Below are 21,393 nucleotides of genomic sequence, written 5' to 3'. Positions count from 1 at the left end.
TCACTGAGCAGTGCCCATCAAAGCTCAGTGAGGGTGAACGGCCTCGGCTTGGGTGGATAGATGGCGTGTCGTTCCTTCGGGGTGCCGCGAAAGACGGATCGAGCCGAGGTATGGCTGGAAGCCGCCGCTGATCGCCTGGCTTTGCCGGCTCGGAGCTGAACCATTTCGCGACGGCCTGAACAAGATGAGCCGGGGGTTTCGTCCCGCCGGTGAGCGGTAGGTCGTCTCACTGAGAGGGATCAGCATGCGCGGTCAGTCAGGGCAGGCCAACGGGGCGCCCTTCGTGGTCGTGGCAGCGACGGTCGCGACCGTACCCAGCACTGTGCCCCCCGGGAGCACGGAGTCTCCCGAGACGCCGCAGGAGAGACGGGCTCGCGGCAGCTCGGCTTCCCCTTGTTGCTGGTAGGACCACCGACCTTCCGAAGGCCGGCACGTCGCGTCTCTTTTGCGATCGAACACCTTGCTTGCCGTGGTGCTGCACGTCTGACGGCCCGGCTCGCCGCGGGCTTCATACCCGAGCATGCCCGGCGGTGGCGGTAACGATCGCACGGCATTGCCCCCTCACTGTGCCGGCGCCGGAGTCTGATCGTCGTTCGATCTGAGGGCGGCGGCGTTGCGGCGGGCGCGGAGGGCGCGGACCCGTCCCCGGGTCGCGCACGCCGGGGAGGGGCACCAACGTCGGCGCCCTGGCGGGTCGACGAAGACACCTCTGCAGTCATCTTCCGGGCAGCGCTTGAGAGCCAGGCGATCAGAGCCGGTCATGTGATCTACGGCCTGGCGGGCGATCCGAGCCAGGGCATGCGCCGTGCTCGCCGGCGGTCTGCGTCGCAATCGGCCCCCCACAGTGAGCTGGATCAGATCGTCGTGTCCGGCCAAGAACGCCGCCAGGGCCGATACGGCGTCGGCGGGGGGCGGCTGCTCCTCAACGGTGGCCAGCGCGAGGGTGCGCAGCAACTCGCGCAGCGCCCGCGCTTGGTGCAGGTCGTCCTGATCGGGTGGCTGAGCCGGAGACAGCTCACAGTGCTCCAGCCACTCGGCGAGACGGCCGGGCGTGGCGAGCCGTTCTACCGGGGTCGTGCTGAACGTGCGGCCTTTGGTGGCGAGGAGGTTCAACCACACGGCACCGCAGTCGAAGCGGAAGGCGAGCTTGTCCTCATTGACCATGAGCCAAGCGTAACGCCTCAGCCGTTACATCTGCTAGCGTCACCGTAACGCCCAAAGCGTTACGGATCTCATTGAGGAGTGAGGAAATGGCCAAGGCGGCAGGCCAGGCGTTGTCGGAACAACTGACTCCGGCGCGGCTGGATCGTGACGAGGGCTACCGGATGCTGGACCTTCTCCAGGACGAGGCCACTCAGCAGGCGACTCTTCCCGGTCTCGAGCAGATCGCCCCCGGCTACGCGGACTGGATCATCACCGCTCTGTTCGGCGGCACCTACCTGCGCGACGGATTGTCGCTGCGCGACCGGCAGCTCATCAATCTGGCCGCCCTCACCGCAGTCGGCGGTGTCGACCCACAGCTGGCCGGTCATGTCAGGACCTCGCTCCGGGTCGGGATGACCCGCCAGGAAGTGATCGAGATCTTCGTGCACCTGGCGCCCTACCTCGGCGTTCCCAAGGCGCTGGCCGGGCTGCGGGTAGCCGCGGCCACGCTGGCCGAAGCGGAGGAAGCCGGACGATGAACGCGATGATACGGACGGTGCTCGGGGACATCCCGCCCGAAGGGTTGGGGGTCTGCGACGCTCACGACCATCTGTTCATCGGCTCGCCGGCACTGCCGGGCCAGGAACTGGACGACGCGCACGCGGCCCTCGCGGAACTGAACGCCTTCGCTGCTCTCGGTGGTCGGGCCGTGGTGCAGTGGACGCCATGGGGAATGGGGGCACGAAGCGAAGAGCTACCCGCTCTGTCACGACGGTCCGGCGTCCACATCATCGCCGCGACCGGAATGCATCAGGGCAAGCACTATGACCCAGGTGAACTGGAACGCGTTCGTGACAGGCTGGCCGAGCTGTTCATCCGCGAGCTGACCAGCGCTCCCGTAAAGGCGGGGATGATCAAGGTCGCCGGGGCCTATCACCGCCTCGACGCCCACGCCCGGCATGTCATGGCCGCCGCCGCCGAGGCCCACCACGCCACCGACGCACCCATCGGCGTCCACCTGGAGGCCGGAAGCGCCGCATTGGACGTGCTCGACCTGTTGTGCAGTACCCACGGGGTCGCCCCGCACCGCGTGATCCTCGGGCACCTGCACCGATTTCCCGACACCAGAATCCACCGGCAGGCCGCTGAGGCGCACGCGTTCCTCGCCTTCGACGGCCCGTCACGGGCTCATCACGCCACCGACTGGCGCCTACTGGACACCCTCGCAGCCCTCGCCGACGCCGGCCATGCTCAGCAGATCCTGCTCGGAGCCGACACGGTCACCTCGGCCGCCCGGTCCGACTCCGATGGTCCGGGCATGCCGTTCCTCCTCAGCGGCCTGCGCCCGCGGATCGAGCGGGAACTCGGTCAGGACCTCGCATCCGCGATCTTCACCGAGAACCCGGCCCGCGCTTTCGCGGTGCGCTGGCGGCAGCCATGAACTTACGGACGGATACCGCTCGCCGGGTCTTCGGAAGGTCCTGGGGCCGTGTGCTGTGGCTCGGCGCCTCAAAGCCCCTGCCGAAGCAAACACCACGGTCGGGATCAGTGGCGAGAGGCCGCACAGGTATGGCGTCCGTTCAGCTCCGTTCAGGACGATGTCGACGGCACGAAGGTGGCTAAGACGTTGGCTCGCGACCTGTGCGCTCCGGCCGATGGTCAGCTCCGCCGGACCAGTTCACCATGCACCCGGCGATATCCCCAGATCGGGGTGTCCAGCACCCGGTCCCATCACCAAGGCCTGGGTGGACACCGGCTTCAAAAACGCCGCTGGGTCGTCGAACGCATCCTGGGCTGGCTCAAGCTCCACCGCCGCATAGATTGTTGATGTGAAATTCGCTGATCGTCTGCGGGCACAGCGAAGGGCGTCCAAGATCGGTTTGTGAAGACTGAGCTGGACGCCCTTCTGACGGCACTCTATGTCTATCTGGACGATCATGTGATGCCTTCGCCGGCACAGCCTCGCAAACGAGGCCGGCCCCCGGTGCTGACCTCGGCCGAGGCGGTGGTCGTGGCGGTGGCGCAGGTCCTGCTGCGTTGCGATCAGGAACGTTACTGGCTGCGGACGGCGGTGTATTTTCCGGTCAGATCACAGCCAGGTCCGCACCGCAACGCGCCCCGCGCCGTAACCACCCGGCGCAACCTCGCCATCGGCGCCTTACGCCTGACCGGCGCCGACAACATCGCCCGTCGGGGGTCGCCTTTACCGACCCGCCGCGATGCCGTCAGCCGGCGAAGTCGGCGCCGCGGCTGACGGACTCCCACGCGAGCGCCTCGGCGCGGGACGCGTCGAGAGCGGCGAATATCCCGTCGGCGGCGTCGTTGCCCAGCGCCAGGCGCAGCGGGGTCTTGTCCGACTCCAAAGCGGCGAGGATGGCCGCGGCGGCCTTGGCCGGGTCGCCGGGCTGCCTGCCGTCGGTGCTCGGGAGCGCCCTGGCCGGGGCGACCGTCTCCTCGTACGCCGGGATGGCCGCGCTCTGCCGCAGCACACCGGAGTTGGCGAAGCCGGTACGGAAGGCGCCGGGTTCGACGATCAGCACCTTGATCCCGAACGGCGCGACCTCGGCCGCCAGCGCCTCGGACATACCTTCCAGGGCGAACTTCGTCGCCGAGTACGCGCCGACGCCCGGGAAGGAGAACCGCCCGCCCATGCTGCTCATCTGCACGACGGCGCCGGCACCCTGGCGCCGCATGTGCGGCAGCACAGCGCGGGTGAGCGCGGCCGGGCCGAAGAAGTGCAACTCCATCAGGTCCCGCAGTTCCTGGTCGCTGGTCTCCTCGACCGCCCCGACCAGACCAAGGCCCGCGTTGTTGACCAGGACGTCGATCCGCCCGTACCAGAGCAGCACCTCGGCGACGACGGCGGTGATCCGGGCACTGTCGGTCACGTCCAGCTGTGCCGCGTTCACCCGATCGGGATGGAGCGCGACCAAATCGTCCAGGGTCTCCGGCTTACGCGCGGTGGCCACCACGGTGTCGCCGGCCGCCAGGGCGGCCTCGGCGATCGCCCGGCCGAAACCCGAGGACGCTCCGGTGATCAGCCAGACCCGGCCGGCCGGTTCACGGGTGGGCGTCTGCTCTGTGCTCATTCCAAACTCCTCAATCACGTGGTGGGCGCCTCCTGTTATGCCAGTGGCCACCGGTGGACATCCAAGACAGAACATCGGCGACTTCATAAAGAGGACTTATAGTTCCTGGGTGGAGCTCCGCCAAATGCGTTATCTGGTCACCATTGCCGATGAGGGCAACATCGGCAGGGCCGCGACACTGCTGTACGTGAGCCAGCCCGCCCTCTCCTACGCGCTCAAGAGCCTGGAGAAGGAGTTCGGGGTGCGGCTGTTCGAGCGGCACGCGGGGGGTGTCATCGAGACGGCAGCCGGGCGTGACATCGTGGCGGAGGCCCGACGCCTCCTTGACCAGGCCGATCGCGTGACGGCGGCCGCGGAACGTCACCTGCTGGGCAGGACCGGCGTGCTGCGGGTGGGCTTCGAGGCCAGCGGAGCCGGGGAACTCACCACACGCGCGCGGGCCGAGTTCGCCCGCCGCCACCCCGGCGTCCGGGTCGAGCCGAAGCGCTTCGACTGGGGTGAGGAAGCGACCGCGTTGCGGGACGGCCGGGTGGACGTCGCCTTTGTCTGGCTGCCTAACGACCTGACCGGCTTGTACGCCGAAATCGTGCACAGGGAGCCCCGCGTGGTCGGCCTGCCGTCCGGTCACTCGCTCGCCGGTCGTGACGGCGTCTCCGTGCTCGACGTCAACGACGAGCCGTTGATGTGGACCGAACGGGCGCCACGCGTCTGGGTGGACTGGTGGGCGGTCAATCCCAGGCCGGACGGATCCACCCCTCGATGGGGACCGACCAACAACAACGTGGAGGAGATGCTCGAACAGGTCGCTGAGGGCGCCGCCGTCTGCTTCGCGCCCCTCAGTATGGCCCGCTACTACGCGCGCCCCGATCTGTCCTGGGTGCTGCTCACTGACGTCGAACCACTCCAGGTGGCCCTCGCCTGGGTCGATGGCTCGGGCAACCCGCTCGTACGGGGGTTCGCCCAGGTCGTACGCGAACTCGCCGCCGACGACAGGTGACCCGCGAGACTAAGAGGTCGCGCGGAATGGTGACCGTCATCGTCGCCGATCCGAGCGGCCGTCCCAGCGGTGCGCCCATGAGCGGCGGATCAGACTGCGGACAGTGATGATCGCATCGGCCAGGTCGAAGAACGCCTCGACGACCCGGGGGCGCACCGGCCGGTTGCTATCGGCCTACCCGCGGGCCGGACGCGTGCCGAAGAGCATCAGACGAGCATGAACTCGGCCATATTCGCCTCGCACCAGGCGTACAAGAACCGAGAAATCCCAGGTCAGATAGGGTGTGGAGTGGTAGGGCGCCCGGGGCTCGAACCCGGAACCTACGGATTAAAAGTCCGCAGCTCTGCCAATTGAGCTAACGCCCCTAGCAACAGCAAGGGTACAGAGATTACCGCGCTGTCCGCGACGCCACCATCACCGGTAAGCCGCCAGCCCGGTCAGCGCCTCTCCCAGCACCAGGGTGTGGACCTCCTGGGTGCCTTCGTAGGTCAGCACGCTTTCCAGGTTGTTCATGTGCCTGATCACAGGGTACTCCAGGGTGATCCCGTTGCCGCCCAGGATGGAGCGGGCCTGGCGGGCGATGTCGAGGGCGGCGCGTACGTTCGCCAGCTTGCCGAAGCTGATCTGCCGGGGCTCCAGGGTGCCGGCGTCCTTGAGGCGGCCGAGGTGGAGTGCGGTGAGGCCGGCCTGGGCGAGGCCGACGTACATCCAGGCGAGTTTCTCCTGGGTGAGCTGGAACGCGCCGATCGGCTTGCCGAACTGGACGCGGGTCTTGGCGTAGTCGACGGCGGCCTCGAGGCAGGCGCGGGCGGCGCCGGTGACGCCCCAGATGATGCCGTAGCGGGCCTCCGACAGGCAGGAGAGCGGGCCGCGCAGGCCGGTGACGCCGGGCAGGACGGCGGTGGCGGGCAGGCGTACGTCGTCGAAGTAGAGGGAGGAGGTGACGGACGCCCTCAGGGACATCTTCTTGTGGATCTCAGGGGCGGTGAAGCCGGGGGTGCCGGCGGGGACGACGAAGCCGCGTACGCCGTCGTCGGTCTGCGCCCAGACGACCGCAACGTCCGCGATGGAGCCGTTGGTGATCCACATCTTGGAGCCGTTGAGAATCCAGTCGGAGCCGTCCTTCTTGGCGTACGTGCGCATGCCGGCGGGGTCGGAGCCGTGGTCGGGCTCGGTCAGGCCGAAGCAGCCGATGGCCTGGCCGGCGGCCATGCGCGGCAGCCATTCCTCCTTCTGCTCGTCGGAGCCGTACTTCCAGATGGGGAACATGGCGAGCGAGCCCTGCACGGACACGAACGAGCGCAGCCCCGAGTCGCCGGCTTCGAGCTCGCGGCAGGCGACGCCGTAGGAGGTGGCGTCGGTGCCGGCGCAGCCGTACCCCTGGAGGTGCATGCCGAGCAGGCCGAGCGCGCCGAGCTCGGGCGCGAGCTCGCGCGCGGGGAAGACGGCCTCCTCGAACCAGTCTCCGACGTGCGGAAGGACGCGGTCGGCGACGAAGGACCTGACGGTGTCGCGGATGAGGCGCTGGTCGGCGTCGAGCTCGTCGTCGAGGCGCAGCAGGTCGTCCATCGCGGGGCCCTCTCCCTCGGCTAGGGGACTACCAGGGTTCTACCAGGGCCAATCCTGATGTGCGAACACCAGGGCGCCGGGCAGTCTTGAGGCATGAGCGAATACAACGTCAAGAAGCTGCGCAGGACTCACAAGGGCCGGATCATCGCGGGCGTCTGCTCGGGCATCGGCGAGTACGTCGGGATCGACGCGAACCTCGTGCGGATCGGCCTCGCGATCGCGACGCTGTTCGGCGGGCTCGGCGTCGGCGTCTACGCGATCGGCTGGCTGCTCATGCCGGATGAGGAGCACGACACCTCGATCGTCCAGGACCTCATCGCCAAGCAGCAGCAGAGCAAATCGACGACCGACTGGAGCGGCGAGCACAAGCCGCAGCCGTGATCAGGCGGTGGCCTGGGCGCGTACCCGGCCCTTGCCACGGGACTCGGCCCACACCAGGGAGAGCGCGGCGGCGCTGACCACCCCGGCGACCCCCGCCATGGCGACCACGGGCTCAGGGCCGAGTCTCTCGGCGGCGAACCCGCCCACCAGGATCCCCACCCCCTGGACGGCCATCAGCCCCGACTGCACGAGCCCGAACGCCTGGCCGCGACGTTCGGCCGGTACGTGCTGCACGAAAGCGGCATTGGCGGCGAGCTGGTACGCCCCGCCGATCCCCGACAGAACCCACGCGACCAGGACGACCGCGAGCGGCGGCTTGATCGCGGTGATGATGAGCGGCGCACAGCTCAGGATGGCCATCCACCCCATGAGCCGCAGCCGCCGCGCAGGTGAGACGAACCTGCTGAACAGGAACGCCCCCACGACCGTCCCCGCGGGCATGGCGGCCATGAGCAGCCCGGTGATCACGGGTGCGGGTAGGTCGTCGGTGGCGAGCCGGGCCGCGTAGGGGGCGGCGATGCCCTCGGGCAGGATGTAGAAGCCGCACAACCAGGCGAACAGGACGAGCGTCCGCAACTTGCGCGAGCCGAACACCAGCCGGGCGCCGCTCGCGGTCATGTGCCACATGGACGGCTTGGCGCCGTCGGTGTGGGGGGCTGGACGCCGGCGGACGCCGGAGACGATGATCAGCGCGGAGCCGAGGAAGGTGGCCGCGTCAAGGGCCAGCGCGCGGTAGGGGCCCATGCCGGCGATGAGCGCTCCGCCCGCCGCGAAACCGAGCATCTGTACGGCCTGGTTCGTCATGTTCTGCAACGCCGAGCCGATGACGTACGCGTCGCCTTCGAGCACCTCGGGCAGCAGCGCCGCCCGCGCGGCCGAGAAGGGGGCGCTGAGCAGCACCACCAGGAACACCAGCGCGCACAGCGCCCAGAACGGCACCCCCGGCACCGCCATCACGGCCACCAGCGCCGCCCTGATGAGGTCGCAGGTCAGCATGACGCCGCGGCGCGCGAACCGGTCGGCCAGCCCGGCCAGCAGCGGCCCGCCGACGATGGAGGGCAGGTAGGTCAGCGCGTAGACGGCGGCGGTGGCGAGCGGGGAGCCGGTGCGGTCGAAGACGAGCACGGCGAGCGCCACTTGGGCGAGCTGGTCGCCGAGAAGCGACAGGCCCTGGCCGTACCAGAGGGAGCGGAACTCCCGGATGGCGATGACTTCCCGATATGTGACTTGTGCTGCTTCTCCGGCACGGCGATGCCGTCCCGGGTGCCGTCGCGCCCGCATGGCCCCCATTGGACTCCGCTGTGCCTGACTCAGGGTGTTCGCTATGTCACCTAAGGTGCCTGACCGAGCCCGTCGGCCGCAACCGGAAGCAGCCAACCAAAAGCAAAGGGTTACCAGCCCAATTCGTGAAGGCGGGCGTCATCGATGCCGAAGTGATGCCCGACTTCATGGATGACCGTGATGCGGACCTCGTCGATCACGTCCTGTTCCGAGTCGCAAATCTCACATATCGGGTTGCGGTAGATCTCTATCCGGTCGGGCAGAACCGCTGAGTACCAGTCGCCGCGTTCGGTGAGGGGGACCCCGGTGTACAGGCCGAGCAGATCAGGCTCAGGCGCATCATCGACGACGGTGACGACCACGTTGCTCATGGCACGGGTGAGGTCTGGGGGAATCGTGTCCAATGCCTCGGCCACGAGTTCCTCGAATCTCTGCCGCGATACCTCGATCACACTTGCCATTCTGCCCCGTCGTTCAGGTAAGCAAGAATCTGTATGAAGTTCGTGCAGAGGTCAAAGGTTATTCTCCGGTCACGAGCCGCAAAGGCCGTGGTCGTCCTCTTCGTGGCCGCGGTGGGCGCGTGGCTCGGGATCTTTCTCAGCGGCACCGTGACCACGCAGGTGGGCCCGGTGGAGACCGGGATGTCCCTGCGCCCGGCCTGGCACGGCGAGACCGTCGTGGACGCCAGCCCGCTCGGCACCCTCACCTTCCGCACCCACAGCGCGCCCCTGCGGCTGCGCATCACGCTCGAGAACATCGACCAGGAGCGCGCCAAGGCCCTCATCGAGGACCCGCGGCTGGCCGACCGCCTGCCCGGGATCATCGAGGAGGACCTCCTCGGCGGCGTGCGCGCCCTCCTCGTCCGCTCGCTGCTGTGCGCGGGGGCCGGGGCCCTCGTCGCCGTCCTGCTCGTCCACCGGCGCCCCAGAGTGGCCCTGATGGGCCTTCTGGCGGCCTCTGTGGCCCTTTCTGCCACGGGGGCGCTGGCGGTCCTCACGTTCCGCCCCAACTCGCTCGTGGAGCCGCGCTACTCGGGTCTGGTGGCCGCGGCGCCGTCGCTGGTCGGCAGCGCGGAGTCGATCGTGACGCGTTTCGAGTCGTACAGGTCGCAGCTCACCAAACTTGTGACGAACGTCTCGAAGCTCTACGAAACGGTCTCCACCCTGCCCCTGTACGAGGCCGACCCCAAGACCATCAGGGTCCTGCACGTCAGCGACATCCACATCAACCCCATCGCCTGGAACGTCATCCGCTCGCTCAAGGACCAGTTCGCCGTCGACATGATCATCGACACCGGCGACATCTCCGACCACGGCACCAAGGCGGAGAACAAGTTCGTGGACGAGATCAGCGGGCTGAAGGTCCCGTACGTGTACGTCCGCGGCAACCACGACTCGATGACGACCCAGAAGGCCGTGGCCAAGCAGAAGAACGCCATCGTCCTCGACGACAGCAGCAAGAAGGTCGCCGGCCTGACCATCTACGGCCTCGGCGACCCCCGCTTCACCCCGGACAAGACCACCGACGCCTACTCGAACCCTCAGGAACTCGGCGAATTCGCCCGCGCCCACCTCGGCAAGGTGGGCAAACCCGACCTGATTGCCGTACACGACCCCGACGTCGCCCGCGGCTTCACCGGCCTCACCCCCATGATCCTGTCCGGGCACACCCACGCCCGCCGCACGAACATGCTCCCGACCGGCACCCGCATCCTCATCCAGGGCTCCACCGGCGGCGCCGGCCTGCGCGCGCTCGAACACGCCCAGCCCACCCCCGTCCAGGCGTCCGTCCTGTACTTCGACAAGGAGACCAGACGCCTGCGGGCCTGGGACGACATCACGCTCGGCGGGCTCGGCGAGCAGTCGGTGTACATCCAGCGTCACGTGGAGCCCGACCCGCAACGTATGATTTCCCCGGAGCCAACGAACGCCCCGTCGCCAACGGGAACGATCACAGGCACCGGGTCATCGACCGCCGGTCCGCCACTTTGGCATCAGGGGCAATCGTCCCCTATGCTTCAGAGGTCTCCGACGGAAGGCGACAGGGAATCCTGAGCCCCCATCGTCTAGCGGCCTAGGACACCGCCCTTTCAAGGCGGCGGCACGGGTTCGAATCCCGTTGGGGGCACTGCGAGCGCCTAGCGCACCGCGAAACGGCTGGTCTCAAGACCACCGAAGAGCTGGTAAGCTAAGCGAGCGCAAACAGCAAGAAACGCAAGGTCCTGTAGAGCAGTTTGGAGTGCTCGCCACCCTGTCAAGGTGGAGGTCGCGGGTTCAAGTCCCGTCAGGACCGCTCTGGGTCAGGTAGCTCAGTTGGTACGAGCGTCCGCCTGAAAAGCGGAAGGTCGGCAGTTCGACCCTGCCCCTGACCACCAGTCTTGAACAGCCAAGATGCCCCGAAGCGAAGATCGCTCCGGGGCGTTTTCGTGTCTGTGACAGCAACGTCCCCGAGTGAGTGCTCACACAGATACGACATCCATGGGTTGACCTGAACACGGGCAATGCCCCGGGAGCACATGCGAATTCACAAAGCATTGCGGCGGAGGAGCGACCGGTGACGCGGTTGGGGCGCCTGCACTATCTCCTGTTCACGGCGGGCTGCGAGCATGACGACATGATCGCTACTCCTGACGACAACACCCGGTTCTCCGATGTGAGCTCTGCCATGGGGGACGGCTACTGCTTCACCTATGTCCGCGGCTTGGCACCCGAGGAAGTAGCGACCCGGCTCGGCGGCCGGTTAGAGGAGTTCACACCCATGACGCTCGAGGAACTGGCCGGGGTCGCCTACTCCCGTTACGACTGGAAGAACATGTTCTTCGGTGCCGTCGCCATCGAAGACTGGGTACTCCTCGTCGAGCCCCTCGGCTCGCTCGGCGTCACCGAAGAGATCATCATGCCGCTGTCGGCGAGCACCCGCCTCGTCTCCCAGTACTACCTCGACATCAAGTGCATGGACTACTTCTACTGGATCGAAGACGGAAAGATCCGGTTCGAGTACATGAACCAGGACGGCTACTCCCACTGGATTGAAGACGGAAAGATCCAGCTTGAGTTCTCATACCCGGAACGCTACTCAGCGGAGATGCCGGACGAACTCGCAGAGACCATGGAGCGGATCGACTCCGTCTACCCACCACACATCTACCCCCACGAGGGGCCGGCGTTCCTCCTGGCCGAGCGTCTCACCGGGATCACGCTGACGCCGCAGCTGCTGGAGGAGTCCACCTACCTGTGCGGAGGCATTCCCAACCCGAGGTGAGCGGAACCCGACGTCCGCACCACCTTCGGGTTGGCCGTGGCTGGTGGGTTCGGGGCACACCAGGGCCTCCACGAAACCCGGGGCGGTTCACTCGATCCGGGTCAGCAGGTCCTCGAGGTCGGCCGGGGTGAATTTTCATCTGAAGGGCCGGGCGGTCTCGTTGTAGCGGCGCTCGAAGGCGATCAGCCGGTCTTCGACCCGGTCAAGGCCGGTGACGTGTTCTCCACCGACGGCGGCACCGCCTGGGAGACGAACTGGACCGCCGACTTCAGGCGCACTTCCTGAATCCTTTCGGCCCGCCACCGCCTCTCATACACGTTCGGACACCCTAAAACATGGAGGTCGTCATGGTCGTGGGCATAGCGGTGGGCGTGGCCGCCGTACTGATCTGCACCTGTAGTGTCATCGTGCTGCGCCGGAGGGGACGTGAACGTGGCTGACCTGACCTGGTCCGACGAGCGGCTGGTCACGGCGGCCCGCGATGGCGACGCCGAGTCCATTGCCGCGCTGGTGTCGGGCGCCCACCCGCACGTCCAGCGCTTCGCCCGTACGCTGTGCGCCACCCCCGAGGACGCCGAGGACGCCGCGCAGGAGGCCCTGATCGTCCTGTACCGCAAGATCGGGACCCTGCGCGCGTCCGGAGCGCTGGCTTCGTGGATGTTCCGCATCATTCGCAACGAATGCATCCGCCGCACCCGGCTCATGCTGCGCCCCCACCCGGTGGCGCAGCCCCTCGCCGCCGCGGCATCGGCCGAGGAAGAGGTGTTCGAACGCCTGGAGGCCGCCCGGGTGGCCGCCGCCATCGCCAAGCTGCCCCCCGACCAGCGCCGGGTGCTCATCATGCGCGACATACAAGGACTCAGCGGCCGTACGGTCGCCGACGCCCTGGGCCTGAGCACACCGGCAATGAAGTCCCGCCTCCACCGCGCCCGCGCGACTCTGCACCACCTCCTGTCCGACCCGGCCCGGACAGGAGGCGGCCCCGATGCCTGACACCGGCGCGAACTTCGCGAGCACCTCGCTCCCCCGGCACCTGGCACGCGGCGCGATCGGGTTCGGCGCGCTGATCGCCTCGGTCGCGCTCATCCCGCTCACGGGGCCGATCAGCCTGCTGCTGGCGCCGGTCGGAGCGTTCGCGTTCCGCGGCTGCCCGACCTGCTGGCTGATCGGACTGGCGCAGACGATCTCACTGGGCCGCCTGCAACGATCCTGCACGGACGGTCGCTGCGAGCTGACCACCGCCAACCGCGCCCCCACGAAACCTTAGTGGTCGACTTCGTAGATCCTTCGGGGGTTATGCGGCGAGGTTTGGTACGGCAGGCTGATGGTCGCAGCCACCGGCTGCTTGAGGTTCGACTCCTTCTGTTCGTGTCGTTCGATCCGGGCCAGCAGGTCCTCGGCCCCAGCCCGTCATTGCCCCCTGACCACAAGACTTCACCAGCAAGAATGCCCCGATCGGATCATCGTTCGGGGCTTTTCATTTCCGCCGGCAGGCGCGTGGCCTGAGGGCGTCAGCCGCCGAGGTCGTGGGTGATCCAGCCGGGGGTGTCGAAGCGTACGGGCTGTTTGCCCACCAGGGCTGTCAGGTGGGCCTCGAAGGCTTCCAGTTCGCCGGCGCCGATCTGGCGGGCCCACTGGTCGCGTAGCTCGTCGAAGATCGCTTCTCCCTGGTGCAGGACCTCGAAGCCCAGCGCGGTCACCTGGAGGCGTTTGCGGCGGGCGTCGTTCGGGTCGGTGTCGCGGGCGACGTAGCCGCGCTCCTGCAGGACCGCGATGGTCCTCGCCGCCGACTGCTTGGAGATGGACAGGCGGCGGCCCAGCTCTGAGGCGCTGTCGGCGCCGGCGGCGATGGCTCGCATGGCGAAGTCGTGGACGGGGCGCACGTCCTCGTGGCCGCGCCGGGCCAACTCGGCGATCGCGGCGTCCACCAGTGTGCGGAAACCTCCCAGCAGCAGCAACGCGAGATCGGCGCCAGAGCGAGACATGGGGAGAAGCCTACGGCACCCGTTTGGACAAAGGACAGTCTGGGTGTCTAATATTCGACACCTTGCCTGTCTAATTGAGGAGAGCCATGACCGTCACGCCAGCCGGCGCCACGCTGCCGGACGTCACCCACCACCGCGTCGCGGTCAACGGGACCACGCTGCACTACGTCGCCGCCGGCACCAGTGGCTCCCCGATCCTGCTGGTCCACGGGTTCCCCGAGACCTGGTGGACCTTTCACGAGCTCATCCCTCTGCTCGCGGCCGGTCACCGCGTCTTCGCCGTCGATCTGCGCGGGTTCGGCGACTCGGACAACGGGCCGGGCGAGTACGACAGCGCGACCGCGGCCGAAGACCTCCACCTGCTGATCGAGCACCTCGGCGTCGGCCCGGTCCATCTCACGGGGCAGGACATCAGCGGGGCGACCGTCTTCCGCCTGGCCACCACGCACCCCGAGGACGTGCTCAGCCTCACCGCCATCGAGATGGGTCTGGCCGGGTTCGGCCTGGAGACGCTGGCCGACGTCACGCGCGGCGGCGCCTGGCACATCGGGGCACTCGCCGCACCCGGCATCCCTGAGCTGCTGCTGGCCGGCCGCGAGCGCGAGTTCCTCGGCCGGTACGCGTTCCCGTCAATGACCGCGACCCCGGGCGCGTTCACCGACGCCGACCTCGACGAATTCGCCCGCGCCTACGCCCGGCCGGACGGCTGGCGCGGCGCGATCGGCCTCTACCGGTCGATGCTGCGGGAAGGCTCCGAGATCAGGGCCCTCGCGGAGTCTCCCGGGCTGCGGACGCCCGTGCTGGCGGTCGGCGCCGGCGGCGGGCCCTTCACGGCGGACACCATGTCCCAGGCCGCGTCTACCGAGATCACGTCCGTGCACCTCGACGGCGTGGGCCACTACGTCGCGATGGAGGCCCCCGAGGCCCTGGCGAAGGCGTTCCTCGATTTCATCGAAGGCGTCTGACGCCGTACAAGTCCGGCGGGCCTAGGATGACGCCCCGACGACCTCGCGGCTCAGTGGGTTCGCGAGCGGCTCGATGCGCAGGGGTTCGATCACGTCCGGGTGCTCCGGGAGCGGGCCAGATGGAAGCACCTTCGGTGAAAAAGGGTGTCACGCGTCCTGGACGATGCGGGCGGCCTCGGTGCGTTCTCTTTCGAGGGCCTGGCGGATGGCGGTGAATTCGGTGGCGTGCTCTTTCAGGGCGGCGGTCTGCAGTTTTCGTTCCGCGCCGGACCAAATGGTGACGAGATCCGTCTGTTTCTTGCAGGCGACGTCGGCCACCGCGGTGGCGGTTTCGGTCTGGGCCGTGCTCGGGTCCTGCCAGCGCTCGTCGGCGGCCGCGGCGAGCGGGTCGGGGTAGTCCTTGTGGCCGCGGGCACGCAGGCATGATCGCCAGGCTTCGAACGCCGACCTGACGCGGGCGTCCTTCGTCCGGGTCTGTTCGAAGATCTCCCGTTCCAGGCGGGTCAGGAGAGGGGAGTCGGCGGCGGTGACGTAGACGCGGGCCGTGCTCTGCTGGATGCAGGCGTTGGCCGCCGACTGCTCCGTCCTGGTGCGGGGGCCGCCGCGGGCGCGGTCCGCGCGTTCGCGCTCCTTCTCGGCGGTGGTGTACGGGGCCCGATAGCCCGCCTGCTCGGCCACGACGGGCTCGACGACGCCGTAGCGGCGGCGGTTGGGGGCCTCGACCACGGGGATCGCGGGCAGGGGCGCCCGGTCGTACCCCTTCTGCTGCAGACACCCGCTGGTCAGGACGTCTACGGCGCGCTCGGCGCGTTCGATGTCGGCCTCGGTGCGCTTGTAGGCGTCGAAGGGCAGGCGGAGCGCCCGCGCCTCGTCGGACGGATCGATGACGGGCGGCGCGGGCGCCTGCGGGGCGGGGGCCGCGCACGCGGCGGCGGACATCAGCGCCAGCAGCACGCAACCCCGCGCCCATCGTGCGGTGCTCAGGCGCAGGGAACGGTCCTGAAACGCAGAGATTCGACGGTGTTGTCGAACCCGTTGTTGGTGAAGTCGCTGTCGTTGCTGCGCGGGGCCGCGTAATACCTGATGCCGGTCAGGTTGTCGCCGCTGTAGAGGTCGATGCCCGAGTAGGAGGCGTTGGCCATGGAGCTGGCCTGGTTTTCCAGTGCGCCCAGGTCGTCACGGATCTGGGTGACGCAGGTGACGTCTTTGCGTGCGCCTGTGTAGTCGTCGTGCTCCCAGAGCGTGATGAGGTTCCTGTCGGCCATCTGCGCTTCCGCGGGGCTGACGGTGAGTACGGAGAATGACGTGATCAGAGTGATGCCGGCAATCGCGAGTTTCCTCATCGACCCTCTTCGCATGGGAAAGCGGGCGCTCTGGCCCGAAGTTGATGTCGATCTTGGCAACAAGTGTTCACGATTGTCAACCATCGGTTTGCAGGGGCTCTGAGCTGCGGTGATAGCGGAGCGGCAGGCCGGGGAACGTTTTCAGTGATCACCCCTAGCGGATCAGGAGGCCGTCCCCTACTCTTGGCCGCAACGCCAGATGATCTTCGAAAGTCGAGAGGACTCGCGATGAAGAAGGCATGCGTGAAAGCACTGGCCGTCGCCTCGGGGACCGCGCTCCTGCTGATTTCCGGGGCGAGCTCCGCGAATGCGCAGACCGCGCAGGCGGCGGACTGTTTCAAGGTGGTTGACCAGGGCTACACCATTGCTCTGGAGCCCTGGGTCAAGGTGAAGAACAACTGCGCCTGGAACTACAACATCATCGTTGTATGGAAGCTCGGGCTCGACAGTCCCTGCATGCCGATCAAGCAGGGCGAGACGAGGAGAAGCCAGTCGCAGCAGTCCGCGATATTCGACAAGGTGAAGATTTGCTGAAACCGCGCAGGTCATGACGCCATGAAAGCCTTTCCTGGCCGAGCGGCCGAGCGGCTGAGGATGAGGATGAGGATGAGGATGAGTGAGGTGCTCAGGTTTGCCGATCCGGGCCAGGGCGTCGATGATTTCGCTGCGGAACGCCCCTATGACGGCCACCAGGTGGGCGGCCACTCGTCGCACGTCGTCATGAGGGTCGTCCATCCGGCTCGCGAGAGCCGGCAGCGATCGGGGCCGAGGCGAGCGTCGGCGCATGGGGGCGAACGTACCGGGGCTGGCTAGGATTCAGCGATGGGGTGGGAAGCGCTCGAGCAGTGGGGTACGGACGTTCGCCGGGTTGAGCCGTTCACGCGAGGCGTCGCCAATGACGTGTGGAGTGTGCGCGTTGACGGGCGGCTCGCGGTGGGGCGGCTGGGTGGCCGGAGTGATGATGATCTTGCCTGGGAGACCGAGCTGCTGGTTCATCTCGATCGGGCGGGGTTGAGTGTGCCGGTGCCCGTCCCGACCATGGATGGACGGTTGTTCGTGGATGGGCTTGTGGTGATGTCCTACGTGGAGGGCCGGGCGCCTGAGACGACGGATGACTGGCGGCGGGTGGCTGAGGTGCTTCGGGAGTTGCATCGGCTGACGGCTGAGTGGCCGCAGCGGCCGGGGTGGCGGTCGTCCACAGACCTGCTGCATGCCGAGAGCGGGACGAAGGTCGATCTGCGGGAGATGCCGGCGGAGGCCGTTGCTCGGTGCCGGGCGGCCTGGGCGCGGTTGGCTGGGCGGGCCACCTGTGTGGTGCATGGTGATCCCAACAATGTGGGCAATGTCCTCATCAGTGGGGATCGGGTCACCTTGATCGACTGGGATGAGGCGCACGTCGATGTGCCTGAGCTTGACCTGGTGCTGCCTGACAATGCCGCTGGGCTCGATGAGGACGCGTACGACGTCGCCTATCAGGCGTCGGCGGCGTGGGAGGCCGCGGTCTGCTGGGATGACGACTACTCGGTCAAGCGGCTCGCCGAGGTGCGGGCGGTCTGACGGCGGTAGGTGGCCGGGGGCACTCCGTAGACGTGGCGGAACAGCCGGTTGAAGTGGGCTTCGCTGGTGAAGCCCGAGCGGGCGGCGATGACGTTCACCGGCAGCGTGGCGAGTGCGGGATCGGCCAGGGCGCGCCGGCTGTGTTCGAGGCGGCGGCTCCGGATCCAGCCGCCTACGGTGTCGCCCTCCTGCGCGAACAGGCGCTGCATGTGGCGCAGCGAGATGTGGTGGGCGGCGGCGATGCCGGCGGGGGACAGGTCCGGCTGGTGCAGGTGGCGGTCGATGTACGCCCGGATGCGGAGGAGGAGCAGGGCGGCGGGGTCCGCCACGTTCGGCGCCGGGTTGGTCTCGATCTGGTGGGCCAGGACGGCGGTGAGGAGGTCGACGGTCACGCCTGACAGGCGGGTGAGGTCGGCCGGTGAGAGGTGCTCGGCGTGGGTCAGACCTTGGAGCAGGCCGCGGAGCAGGGAGCCGAGGCCGTCGTGTCCGGGAATCCGCCTGGCCAGCAGATGGCGTACGTGCCGGTGCGGGAGGGCCAGCATGTCGCGGGGGACGCTCAGGATCAGCCCCTCGGACACGTCGCCGCCGGGCGCGGATGGGCCGACGGGGCCGCTCTCAGCGCCGGGCGCGCGCGGGCCGGTCCGAGCGCCGGGCGCGGATGGGCCGATGGGGGTGTTCCAGGCGTCGAAGGGGCGGGAGGCGTCGTAGATGGTGATGTCCGTGGACGCCAGGGGCGTCTCGCGGCCTTCCTGCCGGAGCACCGACCGGCCGCTCATCGTGACCGAGAGCTGGTACGTCTCCGGGTCGGAGCGGCGGATGCGGCTCGCGGTCCTGCGGGCGTGGAATCCGTGGCATCGGACCCGGGACAGTTGTAATCGGCCCAGGTCGATGAGGTGCATCTCCGCCCAGTAATCGGCGGCGCGGTCGCTGGACGCGTCGACGGACACGACGGACTCGGAGACCGTCTGCCACCAGAAGTCGAAGCGTTCCCGCACCGGCACCGTGTCGAGCCGGACCACCGTGGCGTGCGTCCCCCGTGCCGCCGGCATCATCGCCCCAAGCCGGAGAACGGTGGCCGTCTCCGCGTCGCGGGACACGTGTCACCGTGCATGGCGCTCATGGTCAAACAGTCGGTCGCGGCGCGTCAAGGCCTTTACCCTCCGCAATGGCATGCTCCTGATCACGTGACGGGGGACCGCCGGGCCGCGGGAGCAGGATGGCCTTTCGAGCGGTGCCGCACGGACATTTCTGTACACGATGAGGAGTGATTCGTGAGATCAGTGAGCCGAGGGATCAAGACGCTCTTCGCCCTGGCGGTGGGCATGATGACGTTCGTCGTCATGACCGGGACGGCGCACGCGGCCAGCGCCTCGGTCAGCCGGACCGGAGTCAACGCCTACGCCTCATGGAACTGGAACGGGCGCTCGACGATCGACGGCATCAATTTCAGGGTGACCGACACCGCCTGCGACGACAATGACGTGTACGTGCGCCTGCGGGTGTACCTCACCTCTCGCCCCGACGGCGTCGACACGACGAAGCACTACGACTCCAACGGCTGCAACAACGGCACGGTGTCCTCCACGGGCCTGCCGCTCAGGTACACGGTCGACGTCACCGGCATCAGGGTGATCGGCTGCGTCGACGACGCGGGGAGCGACACCTGCGTCAGGTCGGGCTTCCTCGACAACCCCAACGTCTGAGGGGAGCCGGGCCCGATGCGGGGCGGGCCCGGCTGCCCGACCAGGGTCAGCGGAGGGTGCAGGTCGTGCCGTTCAGGGTGAAGACGCGGGGCAGGACGTTCGGGCCGGTGTAGTTGCCGACGAAGCCGATCGACGCCGTGGCCTCCGTTCCGAGCGTCGGGTTGGCGGGCTCGTTGACGGCGCGGACCTCGCCGCCGTCCTCCGTCCACACGGCGCTCCACCCGCTGCCCAGGCTCTGCCAGGAGCGCGGCCAGGCGAAGGAGAGGGTCCAGCCGTCGAGCGGGGGGCCGTGGTTGGTGACGTCGAGGGCGCCGACGTAGCCGCTGGCCCAGTCGGACTGGACGGTCAGCTTGACGCTGCACGTGCTGGTCGCCGGGGTGCCGGTGGTGAAGGTGAGCGGGAGGGACGGATAGGACTGGGCGCCGGCGTGGGTGCGGGCGAGCACGTTCACGGTGTAGCGGGTGCCGGGCTCAAGGTTGCGTACGGTGAGCCGGGTGCCGGAGGTCTCGCCGAGCTGCTCGGTGACGGCGCCGTGCTGGCGGACCAGCTCGTACTTGGCGACGCCGGGAACGGCGGGCCAGGTGATCGTGGCGGTGGTGTCCGTGACGGAGGTGAGCTTCGGCCGGCCAGGGGTGCCGGGGCGGGGGGCCTGCGGCTTCGCGGGCCGCAGGATGACGGTGGTCATCGAGAGCGGCGGGAGCGTCTGCGCGGTGGCGCTGCCGGTCGAGCCGGTGGTGATGGCGGTGGCGCCGTTGGTGTGGCTCAGCACGGTGGGGGCGCCGGCCGCGGGGGAGAAGCCGGTGTAGTCGAGCTCGACGGGGTACGACGCGTCGGCCGAGGTGTTGATGAGCAGGACGGCCAGGTCGCCGTTGGGCCGCCGGGCGGCGTGAGCTTGGACGTCGGGCCGGGAGGCGGCGGCGCGGACGAAGTGGTCGCCGGGCCGGGCGAACTTCCCGACCATCTGCAGCGCGTAATAGGGCGCGAAGGGCGTGTTGAGCGGCGGCTCGCAGACGCTGCCGTCGGCGGTGCAGCCGGCGCTGGACAGCAGGCCGAAGTCGCCGTAGTCGGTGTGTCCCGCAACCTCGGTGACCTCGCCGATGCCGTTGTGCACGTTCCACCAGTCCACCGTGAACACGCCGCCGGCCAGCAGCGTCGCGTACGCGTCGGCGGCGGCCAGCGCGCCCGGCTGCGTGTTGGTGCCGTTGCTGCTCGACCCCGTGTTGAACTCGGTCATCGCGATGCCGATGCGCTCGGCGCCAGACCCCGCGTACGCGGCGATCTGCTCGCGGGTGAGCTGGATGATGTCGGGGACGTGGCCGGTCTTGTCGAGGGCTCCCGGGTACCAGTGCAGGATCACGAAGTCGATCTTCGAGCCGGCGGTGGACAGGACGACCTGGTTCCACGAGCCGCTGTCACCCTCGGCCACGATGGCGTCGGGCCAGTTGGCGGGGGTGGTCAGCACCGCTCCGATCTTGATGGTCGGGTCCACGGCCTTCATCGCGTCGGAGTAGGCGACGACGTGGCGGGCGTACTCGTGCGGGCTCTTGTCCTCGTGGTCGTCGGCCTCCCAGGCGGCGCCGTAGTGGCCGTTGCCGTAGTTCTCGTTGCCGATCTCCCACAGCTTGACGCCGTAGCGCTTGGTGACGTTGGCGTAGCGGACCCAGGCGGCGGCCTCCTCGGCGGTGCCGGTGCCGTAGTTGGCGGTGACCATGGGCTGCGCGCCGGTCCTGCGTACGCCGGCCATGAACGTGTCGAAGTCGGTGTTCGGCGCCACGTAGCCGCCGGGGGCGGTGTGGTCGGCCCAGTGGTAGATGTCGGAGTAGGAGCCGCCGGGATAGCGCAGGAGCTTCACGCCGGCGTCCTTGAGCAGGTCGGCGGTGGCGTTCGTGCCCAGGTTCGTGTCCCAGATGGCGTGGTTGGCGCCGATGCCCGTCTCGGGGACGGCGGCCAGGCCCGCGCGGGCGTTGACGGTCACGGCCACGGGTTCGTCGTCGGCCGCGTACGCGGTCGCAGGGGCGTTGAGCGCGGTCAGCGTCAGCAGGACGGCCAGCGCGGCTCGTAACGGGACTTTCGGCATCGGGCGCACCTCATGCTGGGAAGGGGACACCGGGAAAGCAGT

24 protein-coding genes, 4 tRNA genes and 1 pseudogene are annotated in these 21,393 nt (G+C 68.4%); 17 read left to right on the top strand and 12 right to left on the bottom strand.

All coding sequences use genetic code 11. The annotated features are described in order from the left end of the window. Positions 1–561 precede the first annotated feature (561 nt). On the bottom strand, positions 562–1,164 hold the full coding sequence (locus AB0K12_RS45765) for a CGNR zinc finger domain-containing protein (RefSeq protein ID WP_364575153.1): 603 nt from the start codon (positions 1,162–1,164) through the stop codon (positions 562–564). 86 nt (positions 1,165–1,250) lie between these two features. On the opposite strand from AB0K12_RS45765, the gene AB0K12_RS45760 reads away from it, so the two are divergent. The 3 genes from AB0K12_RS45760 (at position 1,251) to AB0K12_RS45750 (ending at position 3,397) form a co-directional block, all read left to right on the top strand. After that, a complete protein-coding gene (locus AB0K12_RS45760; RefSeq protein ID WP_364575151.1) occupies positions 1,251–1,682 on the top strand; it encodes a carboxymuconolactone decarboxylase family protein in 432 nt (143 codons plus the stop codon). Further along, the gene (locus tag AB0K12_RS45755) at positions 1,679–2,584 is read left to right on the top strand and encodes a hypothetical protein (RefSeq protein ID WP_364575149.1); all 906 of its coding nucleotides are present in this window, start codon (positions 1,679–1,681) and stop codon (positions 2,582–2,584) included. Before AB0K12_RS45760 ends, AB0K12_RS45755 begins: the two co-directional genes overlap by 4 nt. Positions 2,585–3,025: 441 nt before the next feature. Then, positions 3,026–3,397: a hypothetical protein gene (locus tag AB0K12_RS45750; RefSeq protein ID WP_364575147.1), complete on the top strand. Its 372-nt coding sequence runs from the start codon at positions 3,026–3,028 to the stop codon at positions 3,395–3,397. On the opposite strand, the gene AB0K12_RS45745 is transcribed toward AB0K12_RS45750, so the two are convergent. Further along, on the bottom strand, positions 3,369–4,232 hold the full coding sequence (locus tag AB0K12_RS45745; RefSeq protein WP_364575145.1) for an oxidoreductase: 864 nt from the start codon (positions 4,230–4,232) through the stop codon (positions 3,369–3,371). The genes AB0K12_RS45750 and AB0K12_RS45745 overlap by 29 nt on opposite strands. Positions 4,233–4,341: 109 nt before the next feature. On the opposite strand from AB0K12_RS45745, the gene AB0K12_RS45740 reads away from it, so the two are divergent. Next, the gene (locus AB0K12_RS45740) at positions 4,342–5,229 is read left to right on the top strand and encodes a LysR family transcriptional regulator (RefSeq protein ID WP_364575143.1); all 888 of its coding nucleotides are present in this window, start codon (positions 4,342–4,344) and stop codon (positions 5,227–5,229) included. Positions 5,230–5,265: 36 nt separating this feature from the next. On the opposite strand, the pseudogene AB0K12_RS45735 reads toward AB0K12_RS45740, so the two are convergent. The 3 genes and pseudogenes from AB0K12_RS45735 to AB0K12_RS45725 form a co-directional block, all read right to left on the bottom strand. Continuing rightward, a pseudogene (locus tag AB0K12_RS45735) lies at positions 5,266–5,373 on the bottom strand (IS5/IS1182 family transposase); the annotation flags it as partial. Positions 5,374–5,518: 145 nt separating this feature from the next. Beyond that, positions 5,519–5,594, bottom strand: a tRNA-Lys gene (locus AB0K12_RS45730). A 49-nt stretch (positions 5,595–5,643) separates the two neighbouring features. Beyond that, on the bottom strand, positions 5,644–6,798 hold the full coding sequence (locus AB0K12_RS45725) for an acyl-CoA dehydrogenase family protein (protein ID WP_364575141.1): 1,155 nt from the start codon (positions 6,796–6,798) through the stop codon (positions 5,644–5,646). Between the two features lie 93 nt (positions 6,799–6,891). Between AB0K12_RS45725 and AB0K12_RS45720 the strand changes: the two genes are divergently transcribed. Then, positions 6,892–7,179, top strand: coding sequence for a PspC domain-containing protein (locus AB0K12_RS45720; RefSeq protein WP_345391491.1), 288 nt, complete (start codon positions 6,892–6,894; stop codon positions 7,177–7,179). Here AB0K12_RS45720 and AB0K12_RS45715 read toward each other — a convergent pair whose 3' ends face one another. Together AB0K12_RS45715 and AB0K12_RS45710 are read right to left on the bottom strand one after the other, a co-directional pair. Beyond that, on the bottom strand, positions 7,180–8,460 hold the full coding sequence (locus tag AB0K12_RS45715; protein WP_364575138.1) for an MFS transporter: 1,281 nt from the start codon (positions 8,458–8,460) through the stop codon (positions 7,180–7,182). It abuts the gene before it with no gap. Positions 8,461–8,570: 110 nt separating this feature from the next. Further along, positions 8,571–8,912 carry a metallopeptidase family protein gene (locus tag AB0K12_RS45710; protein ID WP_355412154.1) on the bottom strand — a complete coding sequence of 114 codons (342 nt, stop codon included), beginning with the start codon at positions 8,910–8,912 and terminating at the stop codon, positions 8,571–8,573. Positions 8,913–9,008: 96 nt separating this feature from the next. Between AB0K12_RS45710 and AB0K12_RS45705 the strand changes: the two genes are divergently transcribed. The 8 genes from AB0K12_RS45705 to AB0K12_RS45670 all read left to right on the top strand — a co-directional run bounded on the left by AB0K12_RS45705 (position 9,009) and on the right by AB0K12_RS45670 (position 12,988). Beyond that, complete coding sequence (locus AB0K12_RS45705) at positions 9,009–10,514, top strand: metallophosphoesterase (protein ID WP_364575135.1); 1,506 nt, start codon at positions 9,009–9,011, stop codon at positions 10,512–10,514. Continuing rightward, a tRNA-Glu gene (locus AB0K12_RS45700) sits at positions 10,515–10,587 on the top strand. A 90-nt stretch (positions 10,588–10,677) separates the two neighbouring features. Further along, positions 10,678–10,752: transfer RNA gene (locus AB0K12_RS45695), tRNA-Asp, on the top strand. Positions 10,753–10,757: 5 nt separating this feature from the next. Then, positions 10,758–10,834, top strand: a tRNA-Phe gene (locus tag AB0K12_RS45690). 179 nt (positions 10,835–11,013) lie between these two features. After that, positions 11,014–11,721 (top strand): DUF6461 domain-containing protein, encoded by a 708-nt coding sequence (locus AB0K12_RS45685; RefSeq protein WP_364575133.1) that lies wholly within the window; start codon positions 11,014–11,016, stop codon positions 11,719–11,721. Between the two features lie 36 nt (positions 11,722–11,757). Next, a complete protein-coding gene (locus AB0K12_RS45680; RefSeq protein ID WP_364575131.1) occupies positions 11,758–12,006 on the top strand; it encodes a hypothetical protein in 249 nt (82 codons plus the stop codon). 141 nt (positions 12,007–12,147) lie between these two features. Next, positions 12,148–12,714, top strand: coding sequence for an RNA polymerase sigma factor (locus tag AB0K12_RS45675; RefSeq protein WP_364575129.1), 567 nt, complete (start codon positions 12,148–12,150; stop codon positions 12,712–12,714). Beyond that, complete coding sequence (locus AB0K12_RS45670) at positions 12,707–12,988, top strand: hypothetical protein (protein ID WP_364575127.1); 282 nt, start codon at positions 12,707–12,709, stop codon at positions 12,986–12,988. Before AB0K12_RS45675 ends, AB0K12_RS45670 begins: the two co-directional genes overlap by 8 nt. Positions 12,989–13,232: 244 nt before the next feature. Here the strand turns inward: AB0K12_RS45670 and AB0K12_RS45665 are convergent, their stop codons facing one another. Further along, positions 13,233–13,706, bottom strand: coding sequence for a MarR family transcriptional regulator (locus AB0K12_RS45665; RefSeq protein ID WP_364575125.1), 474 nt, complete (start codon positions 13,704–13,706; stop codon positions 13,233–13,235). An 86-nt stretch (positions 13,707–13,792) separates the two neighbouring features. Here AB0K12_RS45665 and AB0K12_RS45660 point away from each other — a divergent pair, with 86 nt between their 5' ends. Further along, positions 13,793–14,671: an alpha/beta hydrolase gene (locus AB0K12_RS45660; protein ID WP_364575123.1), complete on the top strand. Its 879-nt coding sequence runs from the start codon at positions 13,793–13,795 to the stop codon at positions 14,669–14,671. A gap of 147 nt (positions 14,672–14,818) precedes the next feature. Here the strand turns inward: AB0K12_RS45660 and AB0K12_RS45655 are convergent, their stop codons facing one another. Further along, on the bottom strand, positions 14,819–15,625 hold the full coding sequence (locus AB0K12_RS45655; RefSeq protein ID WP_364575121.1) for a hypothetical protein: 807 nt from the start codon (positions 15,623–15,625) through the stop codon (positions 14,819–14,821). Positions 15,626–15,651: 26 nt separating this feature from the next. Beyond that, the gene (locus AB0K12_RS45650) at positions 15,652–16,014 is read right to left on the bottom strand and encodes a hypothetical protein (protein ID WP_364575119.1); all 363 of its coding nucleotides are present in this window, start codon (positions 16,012–16,014) and stop codon (positions 15,652–15,654) included. A 243-nt stretch (positions 16,015–16,257) separates the two neighbouring features. Between AB0K12_RS45650 and AB0K12_RS45645 the strand changes: the two genes are divergently transcribed. Both AB0K12_RS45645 and AB0K12_RS45640 read left to right on the top strand, forming a co-directional pair. Then, positions 16,258–16,548, top strand: a complete 291-nt coding sequence (locus AB0K12_RS45645) for a hypothetical protein (RefSeq protein WP_364575117.1) — start codon at positions 16,258–16,260, stop codon at positions 16,546–16,548. Between the two features lie 288 nt (positions 16,549–16,836). Beyond that, positions 16,837–17,571, top strand: a complete 735-nt coding sequence (locus AB0K12_RS45640; RefSeq protein ID WP_364575115.1) for a hypothetical protein — start codon at positions 16,837–16,839, stop codon at positions 17,569–17,571. On the opposite strand, the gene AB0K12_RS45635 is transcribed toward AB0K12_RS45640, so the two are convergent. Beyond that, a complete protein-coding gene (locus AB0K12_RS45635) occupies positions 17,532–18,668 on the bottom strand; it encodes a helix-turn-helix domain-containing protein (RefSeq protein WP_364575113.1) in 1,137 nt (378 codons plus the stop codon). The two genes, AB0K12_RS45640 and AB0K12_RS45635, sit on opposite strands and share 40 nt — an antisense overlap. A gap of 174 nt (positions 18,669–18,842) precedes the next feature. On the opposite strand from AB0K12_RS45635, the gene AB0K12_RS45630 reads away from it, so the two are divergent. Beyond that, positions 18,843–19,274, top strand: coding sequence for a hypothetical protein (locus tag AB0K12_RS45630; protein ID WP_364575111.1), 432 nt, complete (start codon positions 18,843–18,845; stop codon positions 19,272–19,274). Positions 19,275–19,320: 46 nt separating this feature from the next. Here the strand turns inward: AB0K12_RS45630 and AB0K12_RS45625 are convergent, their stop codons facing one another. After that, on the bottom strand, positions 19,321–21,351 hold the full coding sequence (locus tag AB0K12_RS45625; RefSeq protein ID WP_364575109.1) for a cellulose binding domain-containing protein: 2,031 nt from the start codon (positions 21,349–21,351) through the stop codon (positions 19,321–19,323). Positions 21,352–21,393 lie beyond the last annotated feature (42 nt).

The sequence above is a fragment of the Nonomuraea sp. NPDC049419 genome, from assembly GCF_040676995.1.
Classification (GTDB): Bacteria; Actinomycetota; Actinomycetes; order Streptosporangiales; family Streptosporangiaceae; genus Nonomuraea; species Nonomuraea salmonea.
Note: the sequence above shows the minus strand (reverse complement) of the source record. Positions and strands in the feature narration are given on the sequence as shown.